This window comes from Pseudomonas cichorii (assembly GCF_003700275.1).
In the GTDB taxonomy this organism is placed as follows: domain Bacteria; phylum Pseudomonadota; class Gammaproteobacteria; order Pseudomonadales; family Pseudomonadaceae; genus Aquipseudomonas; species Aquipseudomonas cichorii_B.
This window is the reverse complement of record NZ_RBRE01000048.1, coordinates 33,109-47,196: the sequence shown is the minus strand read 5'-3', so window position 1 is coordinate 47,196 and position 14,088 is coordinate 33,109. Positions and strand designations below refer to the sequence as shown.

Sequence of the window (14,088 nt, the reverse complement as noted above, 5' to 3'; positions counted from 1 at the left end):
TGCAAACGGTCATGACCCATCTGCTGATCATCTATGGGCAGGATCAACAGGCCAGCGTCTGGCTGGCCGAGCAGGAAGCCAGGGCCAGCAGCCTGTTCGGCACTATGCGCTACGGCTTTTCCCCGGCCCTCAAGGATGCTCTGGAACAGCAAGCCAACGCCCTGTTCAGTGGCATTGGCGACCTCACCAACCTCGCCACCCGTGCCGGTGAACTCAACGCCGCGCTCAACCATCAGGGTTTTGCCGATGCGGCCTGGATGAAAAACCTTAAACAGCCGGTGCGCGACACCTTCAAGGCCCTGCGCGAACTGGTCGCAGGCGCTGGCAAGGCCATGGCGGAAAACATGCTGCTGGCCTGGGTGCCGGTCGACAGCCGTCTGGCGCTGGGCAAGCAACAGAATATTCCGGCCTTGATCCGCAGCCTGTTGATCGGCCAGATCCTGACCAATATGCCGGAACAGGTGCGCATCGACCAACAACTCGCCTCCCGACTCAAACAGTGGAAACGCGAATGGCGGCTGCTCTCCAGTCAGATCACCGACACTCGCCACAGTTGGTTGTACCCGCTCGATCCCCGCAGCCGCCGCAGCACCGCACGCCATCTGCAGAAGCAAATGGACGCGCTACGCCTGCACGAACTGAAAATCCCCGGCCTACTGGACTTCCAGAACAACCAGTACGCCCAGTTGCTGCAGGATGAAATTCGCGCCTTCTTCAATTCCGGCCTGGATGTCGCAAAGGACTGGCACACCCGCGCCAAGGCCTGGAGCGAACGCCTCGGCGGCTTGGGCGCTGGCATCACCTGGGGCGTGATCCTGATCAACTTCATCAACACCGCCATGCTCTATCAGGACCTGACCCGAGATGGCGAATTCAGCGGCAAGGATATCGTCAAGGTCGGTTACAGCCTGGGCTATAGCGCCAACTTGCTGATGGCGGTGTTTGTCGAAGCGCCGTGGGCGGTGATTCGGGAGGCGAAGCCGGTGATGATAGGTGGATATGAAGTCGGAATTCTGGATCGGTCTGCCGCTTATTGGAAAGCTCAGGGGAATACGGTCTGGGGAGAGGCGCTTCGCGGTTTCAGGGCCACGATGGTGGCCTTGGGGGCGTTTGCGATGATGGCAGGGATGTTGGAGATTTGGGACATTCAGGACATTCAGGGCGACTATAGAAGCGCTAAAACTGAGCAGGAAAAAGCAGCACTACTTGTAAAAGGTTCTGCTGTGTTTGTAATGGGTTTTGGCGGTTTAATTGAAGTGCTTGCAGGGCTATCGCTATTCAGGCATGCCGTATTTTTTGTAATGAGTTCATGGTTCACTGTGGGTCTCCTGATAGCCGGTATAGTTTATTTGATCTCCAGTTTTGCCTTGAATTATTTTGAACAGGACAGTGTTGGCTGGTGGTTACGAAAGTGCTGCTGGTCGCGCTCGTCTGAACATCGCCATGCGGAGACTCCAGAAGCTGAAGCCGAAGAAAAGCGCGCTTTACTGGAAATCCAGTTGAGCCCGCAGGTACTGGTTAAAAGCACGGTTGAGTACCGGCAGAAATATATAGGTAAAGTCGGGTATACAGATGTGCCGGTACAAAACGGGGCCTGGATACAAATACGTTTGCCTGAGGCCTTACGTGGGCAATGGGTTCAGTTGAACGTGATCAGCAGTACGCGACCTTTCGGCTTTCTGCCCACGGTGCAAACCAATACGCCCATTGCCGATAAATTTGAGGAATTTGGCACATTCACCCCGCTCAAGAAGTTTGGCAGTCTCGGCAGTGAGTGCCCGCCCCATAACCCTTCGGGTCTGTATTTCCCGATTTTCCCTGCGGGCGAGGATGTCGTCTGGCAGACCTGGGTTCGGCTCAGGGAAGAGGCTGTCTATATCGAGCTGCAAATCTGGTACCCGAAGGCCGTCGGCGTCTCGGGAGAAAAAGCCCAAAGCTATCTGTATCAGATAGAGCTAAGCCAGGAAGGAAACATGGCGGTTGATGGCTCAACCCTCGCGCAGCTTGAAGTCAATAAATACAGCCGCGCCCAGGCTCTGACACTTATGCTTCCGGAATAATAAATCCTATGGCTCATATAACAATTTGCAGCACAGAGCAGGATTCAATTTCCTGCACTGATACACCTGTCATGGTATGGAGCGCCAAAACAATTGATTGCCCACCAAAGGAGTTAATGAAGTTTCAAATCATAATTGTAAGCTCAAGTCTTATGTTTTTTCTTTATTGCTTGTGGCTTATGTGGGATACGCTTCCTGAGGATGTAGGGCTGCTTATAGCGTTTGGCTGTTCGGCAGTGGTGTCTGTTATTTATATGATTATGCTAGTAGCAAGACAAAAGACCATCTTCAATTACAAATTAACAACCCAGTCAGGCTCTGTCGAACGCTACCTTCACTACCCGGACTTCGCAGGCCAGCTCTTCAAATGCATCGCCATTTTCACCATCCTGTTCTTTCTCGGCGTCGCGCTCGTCACCGGCTCGCTATTATTTCTGATCGGTCCTGCTGCCATTGCGCTCGGGGCAGCCCGTACCTTGCTGAATTGGGAGAACCCGATCCATCATCGAGAAACCCGCCCATGGGAGATGCATAACTTCGTCACGATTGATCGCAAGCGCTCAATCATCGTTATCCATTGCACTGACATAACAACAGGATTTGTCGCCCACCTCCCCAACAAGGAGCTATTCGAGCAGTACCTGCAATTCCTGCATTCCGTCCTGCCGCCCACCGCCGAGTTCATGGAGAAATCCTGGGAGTGGTAAGCAGGCCAGATACCTAAGGCTGTTGGTCGATCACGGCCTTGTCAGGCGCATCGTGTTTGGCTGCCGTGCGAATTTCCTTGCTCCACTGCAGGATGATCATCAGCAAGGTCGGCACGCCCAGCAGCGCGGTGATCAGGAAGAAGTTGTGATAGCCGAACTTCTCCACCATCACTCCCGAATAACCGCCAATCAAGCGCGGCAGCAACAGCATGATCGAGCTGAGCAGGGCGTATTGAGTGGCAGAGAACTTGAGGTTGGTCAGGCTCGACAGGTAGGCCACAAAGGCGGAGGTGGCCAGTCCTGAACTCAGGTTGTCGAGGGAAATGGTCAGCACCAGCATTTTGATGTTCGGGCCCATGTCGGCCAACAGCAGGAACAGGATATTGGTTGCCGCCGAACTCAGGCCGCCGATGAACAGGATCGGCATGATGCCGAAGCGCACGATCAGCAGGCCGCCGGCTCCTGCGCCGAGCAGGGTCATGATCAGGCCGAAGATCTTGCTGACACTGGCGATCTGGTCCTTGGTAAAGCCCTGATCGATATAGAACACGTTGGCCATTACGCCCATCACGGTATCGGACATGCGATAGGTCGCGATCAGGCCCAGCAAGATGAAGGCCTGCCAGCGGTAGCGCATGATGAAGTCGTTGACCGGGGTCAGGACCGGAGCGAGGCCACGGCGGCCCATGGAAGACAGGCAGGCGGTGGTCAGCACGATGTAGAGAATCGAGCGCAGGAACGCCCGGTCTTCCATCAACAGGTCCATCCAGCTACTGCCCTGGAACAGCACGCTGGCGAAGTCGGTGTTGTACAACTGGGTGAACATGGCCGGAACCGACACCAGCAGCACGATAAGCACGAATACCGAGGCCAGTTGATGCATGAAACCATAGCGCGCTGCCGACAGTTGGGTACGCAACGGTACTGGCGGCTCACGCATGATAAAGGTGGTCAGCAGAGCTGGAAGCATCAACAGGCCGAACAGTACATAGGTACCGGTCCAGGCCGAATGCTTGTAAGAGAACCCTGTCGAGCCAAAACCCTCGGCGAAATACAGCGCGCCGGCTGTGGACAGGAGCGCCGCAACCCGATAACCGGACATATAGCTGGCCGCCAGGGCTGCCTGTTGGGTGTCATGGGCGATTTCCAGGCGATAGGCATCGATGGCGATATCCTGAGTCGCCGAAGCAAAGGCCACCACCACGGCAATCGCGATCAACCACGACAGATGCTGCTGCGGGTCGCAAAAGCCCATGCCAATCAGGCCGAGCATGACCAGCGCCTGGGAGAGGACCAGCCAGGAGCGTCTGCGCCCCAGCTTGCCGAGCAGCGGCAGGCGCCATTGGTCGAGTAATGGCGACCAGACCCATTTGAAGGCATAGGCCAGGCCGATGAGGCTGGCATAACCGATGGTTTCGCGAGCGACACCGGCTTCGCGCAGCCAGACCGACAGCGTAGAGAAGACCAGCATGTAAGGCATGCCCGCTGCGAATCCGAGCAGCAGCAACACTAATGTCGAGGGACTGGCATAGGCGGCGAGCGCGGCGCGCCAGGTTTTACGGGGCATGAGCTGGAAACTGCCTCAGGTTGCGAAAACAAAGGGCGCACTCTAACCGCTGTGCTACGTGGGACGCCAGCCATGGCGCTGCATATCGACCCGATTGTTGCGGATGGTAAGGCCTTCTGCACGCAAGCGGGCACGCTGTTCGTCACCTGAGGCGCTTCCTGCGGGAAGGCTGAGCCTGCCTCCAGCGCCCAATACCCGATGCCAGGGCAGCGAAGTCCCTTCGGGTAACTGGCTCAAGGTGCGGCCGACCCAGCGCGCCGCCCTGCCAAGTCCGGCCAGTTCGGCCAGCTGTCCATAACTGGCGACCTTGCCTTCCGGAATCTGCTCAAGCGTGAGATAGAGCGCTGTACGTCGGGCCTCAGCCGGTGAAAGCCCGGCAGGATCGTCATGTTCTGACGCGGGATGGGGCACGGTTTTCTTCCTGTTTAGAGGCATGTATATGTTTTGTTACCGGAACTACAGAGCAATCCTACGGTCACTGATACCTGTTACCCGGCGGTCTTCGATTGCCCTGACGTTATTCTGCAGGCCGGCAGAATAATGCCCGATTTTCCGCTTAACAGAGCCTAGTAGTCGCTTATGTTGTCCAGAACCCTGTTGTGCCTTGCAATAACCACAGTGTCCACTCCACTGCTTGCCGATACCGTCTGGATGAAGAACGGCGACCGGTTGAGCGGCACGATCAAGCTTTTCGATGGTGGAAAACTGCTGATCGAAACCAAGTATGGCGGCTCTGTGCCGCTGGACTGGAAAGAGGTCAAGACCCTTGAAAGCGATCATCCGTTGCTGGTCAAGCAGGATCAGTCCTCTGGCGAAGTCGCCAAGTCGCTGAAGGCGGCCGATGACGGCAAGGTCGTGCTGGTCAATGGCGAAGCACCGAAGACGGTAGAGCTGGCCAGCATTCAGCAGTTGATCAAGCCCAAGCCGGTCATCACCGACATGGTGTGGAAGGGCAACATCGACGCCGCACTGGATTTCCAGAGGGCCGAGAACGATACCAACGACTACAACGTCGCGTTCAAGACCTCGGCGCGCCATGGCCAGTGGCGGCATAACGCCAAGGGCGATTACAACCGCGAAACCACGGACGATGCAGTCGGCACCAATAACTGGAGCGCCGAATACTCCATCGACCGCTTCCTTACCGACAAATTCTTCTGGGATGCGCGCATCACCTACAAGCGCGACAAGATCGAAGACCTGTCTCGCCAGCGCACCGTCGGTACCGGTCCCGGCTACCAGTTCTGGGATGACGAACTGGGTGCATTCAAGGTGGGCGCACTGCTCAACCGTACCGACTTCGAGTTCTCCAATGGCCAGAAAGAGAACTTCTATGCGGTCGCCGGCACCTGGGACTACAACCGCTATCTGGTGGGCAAGAAGTTCGAGTTCTTCTCCTCCGGTGAATTGGGCAAGCCGCTGAGCGGCGTGGCCGATTACTCGATGGATGTAGAGGCGGGGCTGCGCTACAAGGTCACCGATTGGGCATCGCTGAACCTCAAGGCAGAGAAAAACATCATCAGCGGCTCAAGCAATGGCGATGTCGACAAGACCCGTTACACCGCAGGTTTTGGTGTGAGCTGGTAACTCGCCAGGCTGCTGTAGATCGGCGGCTCCACGCATCGATGGCGTGAAGCCGCCAGCTCGCTAGTGTGGTACTTCTGAAACACACTAGATACGCATCGCCCCGTCAAGCTCCAGAATCCTTCCGCTGTAGTAATCGTTCTCCAGAATGTAAGCGACCGAGTGCGCAATCTCGGCAGGCTTGCCCATGCGTTTGAGCGGGATGGCCGAGGTCATCTTTTCCAGCGCCTCGGGTTTCATGCCGGCGGTCATCTCGGTTTCAATGAAACCCGGTGCGATACCCGCGACCCGGATCCCATAGCGCGCCAGCTCCTTGGCCCAGGTCACGGTCACGGCCGCCACGCCAGCCTTGGCGGCCGTATAGTTGGTTTGCCCGATGTTCCCGGCGCGGGATATCGAGGAAATATTGATGATTGCGCCCTGACTTTTCTGCTCGACCATTTTTGCTGCCACTTCACGGGTACAGAGGAATACCCCGGTCAGGTTCACGTCAATGACCGATTGCCACTGGGACAGGCTCAGCTTGGTGATTTCGCCATCCTTGACCTTGAGCAACAAACCATCGCGCAGGATGCCGGCATTATTGATCAGGCCATGAATTGCACCGAAGTCGTCGGCGATTCGGATCACCGTTTCGGTGACCTGATCTTCATTGGCAACGTTGCACAGATAGGCGCGCGCCTCGACACCCAACGCCTTGCAGGCTGCTACGGCCTGATCGAGCTTTTCCTGATTCAGATCCACCAGCGCCAGATTGGCACCTCTGGCTGCCAGGTCTTCGGCCATCGCCCGGCCCAGTCCCTGACCGCCCCCCGTAATAATAATTAACTTGTTTTTCAATTCCATGTGCGTGCCCAATCAGCAAGTCATAGTCGTGGCATCGATCATCGCGAATGCCATTAACAACAGTTATAAGCTGTTTCAGAGCGTTCGTCTTTAACTCGACGAAAACGTTATAAGGAGCCATAAGATTGAGCGCAAAAGCCTCTAAAGATGCCCGCGAGCTACTGCTTAAAGAGTACCGCTCGGTACTGTCCACGCACTCCAGGTCGATGCCCGGGTTTCCATTCGGTTCGGTGGTGCCTTACTGCCTTGATGAGCAGGGCAGGCCGCTGATCCTGATCAGCCGCATTGCCCAGCACACCCACAACTTGGCCCAGGACCCCAAGTGCTCCTTGCTGGTGGGCGAGCGGAATGCCGACAATATTCAGGTAGGGGGACGCATCACGATGCTGGCCGAGGCCTGCAAGCTGACCGATCCGCAAGCCATCGAAGCTGCTGCCCAACGCTATTACCGCTATTTCCCTGCGTCGCAGAACTACCACACAGTTCACGATTTCGATTTCTGGGTGCTGACGCCCGTGCGCTATCGCTACATTGGTGGCTTTGGCTCAGCTCATTGGTTCGATTCCGATACTGTCGCGCTGGCCAATCCGTTCGCCGGAGAAGTCGAAACCCGCATGATCGAGCACATGAACGATGACCACGCCAATGCCATTGCGCATTACGTGGCGTTGTCCGGTCTGCCGCAGAGCGAGCCAGCGAAAATGGTCGGCCTCGACAGTGAAGGCATGCACCTGCGCATCGGTCATGGGCTCCACTGGCTGGCATTCGGGCAGCCCTGCAATACGCCGACACAAGTGCGCGAAGCCTTGGTTCAACTGGCTCGCACCGAAAAATGGCCGTCATCCGAAGGCCAAAAAGCTTGAATTAACGATCTTCTGACATCACATACGGTCTACTTGGAAGGCATTCTTCCTTAGAGGAACTGATTTGATGCGTGCTTTTTTGCTGCTCTTTTTGCTTTTTCCGGTCCTGGAGCTGTTCATTCTGGTCCGGGTCGGTATGTCCATCGGCTTCCTGTGGACCTTCCTGCTGGTGCTGGGCACTTCGGTGCTCGGGCTGTTCGTGATGCGGGTCGCCGGTCTGGCCACTGCGCTGCGCGCCCGTGAAAGCCTGGCGCGTGGTGAGCTTCCTGCCCAGCAGATGCTTGAAGGGCTGATGATTGCCGTCGGTGGCGGGCTGCTCCTGCTGCCGGGCTTTATCAGTGACATCCTGGGCGTGATCTGCCTGATGCCTTTCACTCGTCGCATGCTGGCTGACAAGCTGCGTAAGCGGGCCGAGGATCAGGCCATGCGCCAGCGAGCGTTCGCCGAAGACTTGCAGCAAGCCAGCCAGGGGCCTGCAAGCAGCCGTCCGGGTTCGATTCATCAGTCGAGCCGCGAGCCTGATGTCATCGAAGGTGAATTCGAGCATCGCGACAAGTAACCGGCATAACCCCTCTGCACGGCACCTTCGGGTGCCGTCTCTGTTTCAAGTCTCTGTATATATGCAAAAAAATTCTTGCCCAAGCCTTGTAATCACCTTGCCTGCCCTTATGTATGGGTCACCGCAAGGTTTCTGGCCCGTTGGCCAGACCGTATTCTGCGGTTCGCTCGTCGAACCGTAACCGGCAAGACCGGATTTTTAACCCCGCCGGTGTGCTCACCGGGCGCTCTAAAACCATAATCAGGAGATCGACAATGAAGCTTCGTCCTCTGCATGACCGCGTCGTAATCCGTCGCAGCGAAGAAGAAACGAAAACTGCCGGCGGTATCGTGCTGCCAGGTTCGGCTGCTGAAAAGCCTAACCGTGGCGAGATCGTCGCTGTTGGTACCGGCCGTGTGCTGGATAACGGTGAAGTACGTGCGCTGGCCGTGAAAGTGGGTGACAAAGTAGTGTTTGGCCCTTACTCCGGCAGCAACACTGTGAAAGTAGACGGCGAAGACCTGCTGGTGATGAGCGAGAACGAAATTCTCGCGGTCATCGAAGCCTGAGAAACCCGCTGATTTCCGTCACTACAAAGTATCGAAGGAATAAAGATCATGGCTGCTAAAGAAGTTAAATTCGGCGACGCTGGCCGTAAGAAAATGCTCGCTGGTGTAAACGTCCTGGCTGACGCAGTAAAAGCGACCCTGGGCCCGAAAGGCCGTAACGTCATCATCGAGAAGAGCTTCGGTGCTCCTCTGATCACCAAAGACGGTGTTTCGGTTGCCAAGGAAATCGAACTCAAAGACCGTTTCGAGAACATGGGCGCGCAACTGGTCAAAGACGTTGCTTCCCGTGCCAACGACGACGCTGGTGACGGTACTACCACCGCTACCGTTCTGGCTCAGGCTATTGTCAACGAAGGCCTGAAAGCCGTCGCTGCCGGCATGAACCCGATGGACCTCAAGCGCGGTATCGACAAGGCGACCATCGCCATCGTTGCCGAGCTGAAGAAACTGTCCAAGCCTTGCACCGACACCAAGGCAATCGCTCAGGTGGGTACCATTTCCGCCAACTCCGACAACTCCATCGGCGACATCATTGCCGAAGCCATGGAAAAAGTGACCAAAGACGGCGTTATCACCGTTGAAGAAGGCACTGGTCTGGAAAACGAGCTGTCGGTTGTCGAAGGCATGCAGTTCGACCGTGGCTACCTGTCCCCGTACTTCATCAACAAGCCGGACACCATGGTTGCCGAGCTGGACAGCCCGCTGATCCTGCTGGTCGACAAGAAGATCTCCAACATCCGCGAAATGCTGCCGGTTCTGGAAGCAGTCGCCAAGGCTGGTCGTCCACTGTTGATCGTTGCCGAAGACGTTGAAGGCGAAGCCCTGGCGACTCTGGTTGTGAACAACATGCGCGGTATCGTCAAGGTTGCAGCCGTCAAGGCTCCAGGTTTCGGCGACCGTCGCAAGGCAATGCTGCAGGACATCGCTGTCCTGACTGGCGGTACCGTCATCTCCGAAGAGATCGGCCTGAGCCTGGAAACCACTACCCTGGAACACCTGGGTAATGCCAAGCGCGTTGTACTGAACAAAGAAAACACCACCATCATCGACGGCTCCGGCGTCAAGACCGATATCGACTCGCGCATCGCCCAGATTCGCCAGCAGATCGGCGACACCAGCTCCGACTACGACAAGGAAAAACTGCAAGAGCGTCTGGCCAAGCTGTCTGGCGGCGTTGCAGTCATCAAGGTCGGTGCCGGTTCCGAAGTTGAAATGAAAGAGAAGAAAGCCCGCGTTGAAGACGCCCTGCACGCTACTCGTGCAGCCGTTGAAGAAGGCGTGGTACCTGGCGGTGGCGTGGCACTGGTTCGCTCCCTGCAGGCTATCTCCGAGCTGAAAGGCGACAACGCCGATCAGAACGTCGGTATCGCTCTGCTGCGTCGCGCTGTAGAAGCTCCACTGCGCCAGATCGTTGCCAACTCCGGTGACGAGCCAAGCGTTGTTGTCGACAAGGTCAAGCAGGGTTCGGGTAACTTCGGTTACAACGCTGCCAGCGGCGAATACGGCGACATGATCGAAATGGGTATCCTGGACCCGGCCAAAGTGACTCGCTCTGCTCTGCAGGCCGCGTCCTCCATTGCCAGCTTGATGATCACCACCGAAGCGATGATCGCTGACGTGGCTGAAGACAAGCCAGCAGCTGGCGGCATGCCAGACATGGGCGGCATGGGTGGTATGGGCGGCATGATGTAAGCCAGCCTTACCCTCGCAACACCCATGAAGCACCCCGCGTTGTACGAAATGCCGCTCACTTGAGCATCAAGTCCTGGCGGGGGGCTTTGCAGAAAATCCGGTGCCAGCTATCTGGCATCGGATTTTTTTATGCGCGTTCACCAGCAATTGTCTGGCTTTGCAGGCATGGGGCAGTAGAAGAGCACTACAGTGAGTGTAATGTTCGTGTACCACTCATCGTTTTTTTGAAAAAAGGTGTGATCAGAGAAAAAATCATGACCAGAAGGGGGATGGAAGTAAGCGTTATTTTTGCATGTATCGTCGCCAAAAATGATGGATTCCTGAGTTAAAGCTGTGATGCGTGGACTGTTGTCGTTGGGCTTTTTTGCGTAGTTCTTCGATGGTTTATGCAGGGACGAAGCATCCGTAAAGATGAGTGTGTCGTCTCGTTTCTGAATGGAGCCACAATGGTTCCATTCTTCGTTCTGGCAGTTTCTGTCTTTAGTCCCTCTCTGTTGAATCTGGCGCTTGCTGCCAAGGGTGCAACCGTGCTCGCAGGTTGCGTCGGTATTTTCTTCGTGCTCGGAGAAACCCTCTCTCCGAGGGATCTTCGCCGTCCAGCCGCAAAAGTATCTGCATCGCCCGAGTCTTTGCCTGACTGAACGATCGGTAGCCTGGCCTTCGCTCGCCGACTTTCGTACAGAACCTAGGATTGCGCAGGTGCACTGACTCCAGCAGCGGCGCTTTTATCCGGCCGGTACAGGATGAGGTAATACGCGCCGAGACAGATCAGCCAGCAGAACACCGCTGTCCAGACGTTGTGCGAAAAGAAGTGCGCGCCTTGCAGCATGCGCCCCAGAGAAAATATCGCCCCCAGACTGAACGCCAGCACCAGCCCTGCCTTGGCCAGGCGTGGCTTGCGGTCGCGAAACATGAAGAACAGGGCGAACAGGGTAAAGCCGGTAGCCGCATGACCGCCCGGCCAGCAGCGTCCCGGTTTATCGGTCTCGGGGCGCGAAGCGAGCAGTTCGCTGTAGGTTTCCTTGCCACCGAACTCGCTGAGGCTCCATGGGCATTGCACGGCGGTGACGACTTTCACTGGCGTCACGAAGCCGGTCGAAAGCGCCATCGACAAGACCAGGCAACCCAGCTCGCGCCGCCATGGCATCAAGCGTCTGACCTTGAACGATGCGGCGAAAACCAGCATCGAGATCAGGCCGAGGGCAATGACTACCTGCTTGGCGCGGTCGTGCAGAATGTCTTCGAGAAAATAACTGTGTCTGCCAATGAAGTCGCCCGCGATCGGGTCATACGCCAGATGGGCGAGGCTCATGTCCAGGGAGGTCAATTCCAGCAGGATAAGGATCAGTGCGGTTGCAGCAGGAATGCCCAGATAGACCCACGGATTGAGCGGGCGCGAGCGGGACAGGGTTGCAGGTGTCGACATGTCTAATCCAGATCAATGGCACAGGCCCCGACGGCTATTACGGGGGACGCGGAAGTTTCTACCCGAAATGGTCGTATGTTCGTGAAGCATTGATGAAAAATTCGTAAAGCCATGTGGTACTGGCCCTGAGACTGACTTCGCCTTAAGCTGCGCCAGCCTAAATTGCATATTGAGAGTGTTCCCCCATGCGAATTCTTCTGGTTGAAGATAACCGCGACATCCTGGCGAACCTGGCCGATTACCTGGGCATGAAGGGCTATACAGTCGATTGCGCACAAGACGGCCTCTCTGGACTGCATCTGGCGGCAACCGAGCACTACGACCTGATCGTGCTCGACATCATGCTGCCCGGCATTGACGGTTACACCCTCTGCAAGCGCCTGCGCGAAGATGCGCGCCGTGATACGCCGGTGATCATGCTCACCGCCCGCGATCAACTGGATGACCGCCTGCAGGGCTTCCGCTCCGGTGCCGACGATTATCTGCTCAAGCCTTTCGCGCTGTCCGAGCTGGCGGCGCGTATCGAAGCGGTGTTGCGCCGTGCTCAGGGTGGAGGCCGTCGTACCCTGCAGGTCGCCGACCTGATCTATGACCTCGATACCCTCGAAGTTACCCGCGACGGGCGTCTGCTCAAGCTCAACCCGGTAGGACTGAAACTGTTGGCGGTGCTGATGCAGAAGAGCCCGCATGTGCTGCGCCGCGAGATTCTCGAAGAAGCCTTGTGGGGCGATGACTGCCCCGACAGCGACAGCCTGCGCAGCCATGTGCACCAATTGCGTCAGGTGATCGACAAACCTTTCCCGAAACCGCTGCTGCAAACCGTACATGGTGTGGGCTATCGCTTGGCCGAGGGTAAGGATGGAGTTTAAACAGAGCCTTGCCCAGCGGATCATCATTGCCTTTGCCTTGATGAGTGCATTGGTCGCCGGGTCCTTTGCCATGGGGATCATTTCCACCGTCCATCTGGTCGAGGAAAAACTGATTTCCACGGGGCTTGGTGGTGATCTCAACCGCTTGATGCTGATGGACAGTGTCAGTGACTGGAGCCATCGTCCCAAGCAGGACCAACTGTTCTATTTCAGCAACGGCCCGGGTGATTTCGACCTGCCCAAGGACCTGCGCCACCTTGAGCCCGGCTTTCATGAAGTGTTTCGTGGCCCCTTGTCCTATCACGCCATGATCGAGGTGGTGGATGGCAGGCATTACGCCTTGCTGCAGGATCAGAGCGACTTTGAAGAGCGCGAGCGGGTGCTGTTCGCCGTAGTGCTGGTGGGCTTCGTTCTGGCTCTGGCGCTTGCGGTTTTCCTCGGCTGGGTACTGGCTCGTCGGGTGATGGCTCCTGTGGTACGTCTGGCCCGTCAGGTACGCCATCGTGACCAGCTATTGGGACTGGCGCCGCCATTGGCTCCGGATTATGCCGCCGACGAGGTCGGTGAACTGGCCGTCGCCTTCGATGCGACCCTCGGTCGCCTGCGGCAGGCATTGATACGCGAGCGGATGTTCACCAGCGATGTCAGCCATGAATTGCGTACGCCCTTGATGGTGCTCGCCAGCTCCTGCGAGTTGCTGCTGGAAAATCCGGCCCTCGACCAGCGTGCCAGAAGGCAGGTAGAGCGCATTGCCCGTGCCTGTGAAGAAATGCGCGACCTGGTGCAGACCTTCCTCATGCTGGCTCGTACCCAGCGCGAAGATCCGGCCATGACGCCGCGAGCTACGCTGGGGGCTGTTGCCGAACAGCTGGTTGCCCTGTGGCGCGGCCCGATCGAAGGCAAAGGCCTGACGCTGATCTACAATCCGCCCGAGGTCGAGCAGTCGACCGATGTGAGTTACAACGCCACCTTCCTGCATGCCGTGATGGGCAACCTGCTGCGCAATGCGCTGCATTACACCGACCATGGGTTTATTGCGCTGACCTTGCAGGAAGATGGTTTTATCGTCGAAGACAGCGGCGTCGGTATTCCCGAAGAAAAACGTGAGGCCATGTTCGAGCCGTTCGTGCGCGGTAATGAGCAGCGTGGCGAAGGACTGGGTCTTGGGCTTTCGCTGGTGCAACGGATCTGCGCAAACCAGGGGTGGAGTGTCGGACTGACGCCGATGGAACCCAATGGCTGCCGGTTCAAGGTGAGCCTGGCAAGCAAGGCCTGATGGCTGCTACAGGAGCAGCCCGGAATGCTCCTGTATCAGGCTCTAAGTAATACCCTGAAATGTTCTCTGGCCCGGAGAACATTTTTTTCAC

15 protein-coding genes are annotated in these 14,088 nt (G+C 56.9%); 10 read left to right on the top strand and 5 right to left on the bottom strand.

The window, feature by feature from the left end; translation table 11 throughout:
• On the bottom strand, positions 1-233 hold a 233-nt coding region (locus ALQ04_RS27060; RefSeq protein WP_221033404.1), incomplete at its 3' end, for a hypothetical protein.
• Positions 234-257: 24 nt separating this feature from the next.
• Between ALQ04_RS27060 and ALQ04_RS13310 the strand changes: the two genes are divergently transcribed.
• On the top strand, positions 258-2,060 hold the full coding sequence (locus ALQ04_RS13310; RefSeq protein ID WP_221033403.1) for a hypothetical protein: 1,803 nt from the start codon (positions 258-260) through the stop codon (positions 2,058-2,060).
• Positions 2,061-2,176: 116 nt separating this feature from the next.
• The gene (locus ALQ04_RS13305) at positions 2,177-2,767 is read left to right on the top strand and encodes a permease (RefSeq protein WP_259645007.1); all 591 of its coding nucleotides are present in this window, start codon (positions 2,177-2,179) and stop codon (positions 2,765-2,767) included.
• A 13-nt stretch (positions 2,768-2,780) separates the two neighbouring features.
• On the opposite strand, the gene ALQ04_RS13300 is transcribed toward ALQ04_RS13305, so the two are convergent.
• Positions 2,781-4,334 carry an AmpG family muropeptide MFS transporter gene (locus ALQ04_RS13300; protein ID WP_122316220.1) on the bottom strand — a complete coding sequence of 518 codons (1,554 nt, stop codon included), beginning with the start codon at positions 4,332-4,334 and terminating at the stop codon, positions 2,781-2,783.
• 54 nt (positions 4,335-4,388) lie between these two features.
• Positions 4,389-4,769 carry an MGMT family protein gene (locus tag ALQ04_RS13295; RefSeq protein ID WP_122316219.1) on the bottom strand — a complete coding sequence of 127 codons (381 nt, stop codon included), beginning with the start codon at positions 4,767-4,769 and terminating at the stop codon, positions 4,389-4,391.
• Between the two features lie 144 nt (positions 4,770-4,913).
• On the opposite strand from ALQ04_RS13295, the gene ALQ04_RS13290 reads away from it, so the two are divergent.
• A complete protein-coding gene (locus tag ALQ04_RS13290; RefSeq protein WP_122316218.1) occupies positions 4,914-5,921 on the top strand; it encodes a DUF481 domain-containing protein in 1,008 nt (335 codons plus the stop codon).
• 84 nt (positions 5,922-6,005) lie between these two features.
• Here the strand turns inward: ALQ04_RS13290 and ALQ04_RS13285 are convergent, their stop codons facing one another.
• Positions 6,006-6,764, bottom strand: a complete 759-nt coding sequence (locus ALQ04_RS13285) for an SDR family oxidoreductase (protein ID WP_122316217.1) — start codon at positions 6,762-6,764, stop codon at positions 6,006-6,008.
• A 125-nt stretch (positions 6,765-6,889) separates the two neighbouring features.
• On the opposite strand from ALQ04_RS13285, the gene ALQ04_RS13280 reads away from it, so the two are divergent.
• The 5 genes from ALQ04_RS13280 (at position 6,890) to ALQ04_RS26760 (ending at position 11,067) form a co-directional block, all read left to right on the top strand.
• Positions 6,890-7,627 carry a HugZ family protein gene (locus ALQ04_RS13280; RefSeq protein ID WP_122316216.1) on the top strand — a complete coding sequence of 246 codons (738 nt, stop codon included), beginning with the start codon at positions 6,890-6,892 and terminating at the stop codon, positions 7,625-7,627.
• 67 nt (positions 7,628-7,694) lie between these two features.
• Complete coding sequence (locus ALQ04_RS13275) at positions 7,695-8,186, top strand: FxsA family protein (RefSeq protein ID WP_122316215.1); 492 nt, start codon at positions 7,695-7,697, stop codon at positions 8,184-8,186.
• Between the two features lie 254 nt (positions 8,187-8,440).
• Positions 8,441-8,734: a co-chaperone GroES gene (locus ALQ04_RS13270; protein ID WP_056834276.1), complete on the top strand. Its 294-nt coding sequence runs from the start codon at positions 8,441-8,443 to the stop codon at positions 8,732-8,734.
• A gap of 48 nt (positions 8,735-8,782) precedes the next feature.
• Positions 8,783-10,426 carry a chaperonin GroEL gene (gene groL, locus ALQ04_RS13265; protein WP_122316214.1) on the top strand — a complete coding sequence of 548 codons (1,644 nt, stop codon included), beginning with the start codon at positions 8,783-8,785 and terminating at the stop codon, positions 10,424-10,426.
• 446 nt (positions 10,427-10,872) lie between these two features.
• The gene (locus ALQ04_RS26760; RefSeq protein WP_147466595.1) at positions 10,873-11,067 is read left to right on the top strand and encodes a hypothetical protein; all 195 of its coding nucleotides are present in this window, start codon (positions 10,873-10,875) and stop codon (positions 11,065-11,067) included.
• Positions 11,068-11,111: 44 nt separating this feature from the next.
• Here the strand turns inward: ALQ04_RS26760 and ALQ04_RS13260 are convergent, their stop codons facing one another.
• Complete coding sequence (locus ALQ04_RS13260; protein ID WP_122316213.1) at positions 11,112-11,852, bottom strand: phosphatase PAP2 family protein; 741 nt, start codon at positions 11,850-11,852, stop codon at positions 11,112-11,114.
• 185 nt (positions 11,853-12,037) lie between these two features.
• On the opposite strand from ALQ04_RS13260, the gene colR reads away from it, so the two are divergent.
• Both colR and ALQ04_RS13250 read left to right on the top strand, forming a co-directional pair.
• Positions 12,038-12,721 (top strand): two-component system response regulator ColR, encoded by a 684-nt coding sequence (gene colR / locus ALQ04_RS13255; protein ID WP_122316212.1) that lies wholly within the window; start codon positions 12,038-12,040, stop codon positions 12,719-12,721.
• Entirely contained in the window at positions 12,711-13,997 is a 1,287-nt protein-coding gene (locus ALQ04_RS13250) for a HAMP domain-containing sensor histidine kinase (protein WP_122316211.1), read from the top strand. The genes colR and ALQ04_RS13250 overlap by 11 nt, the downstream gene beginning before the upstream one ends.
• The last annotated feature ends 91 nt before the right edge of the window (positions 13,998-14,088 follow it).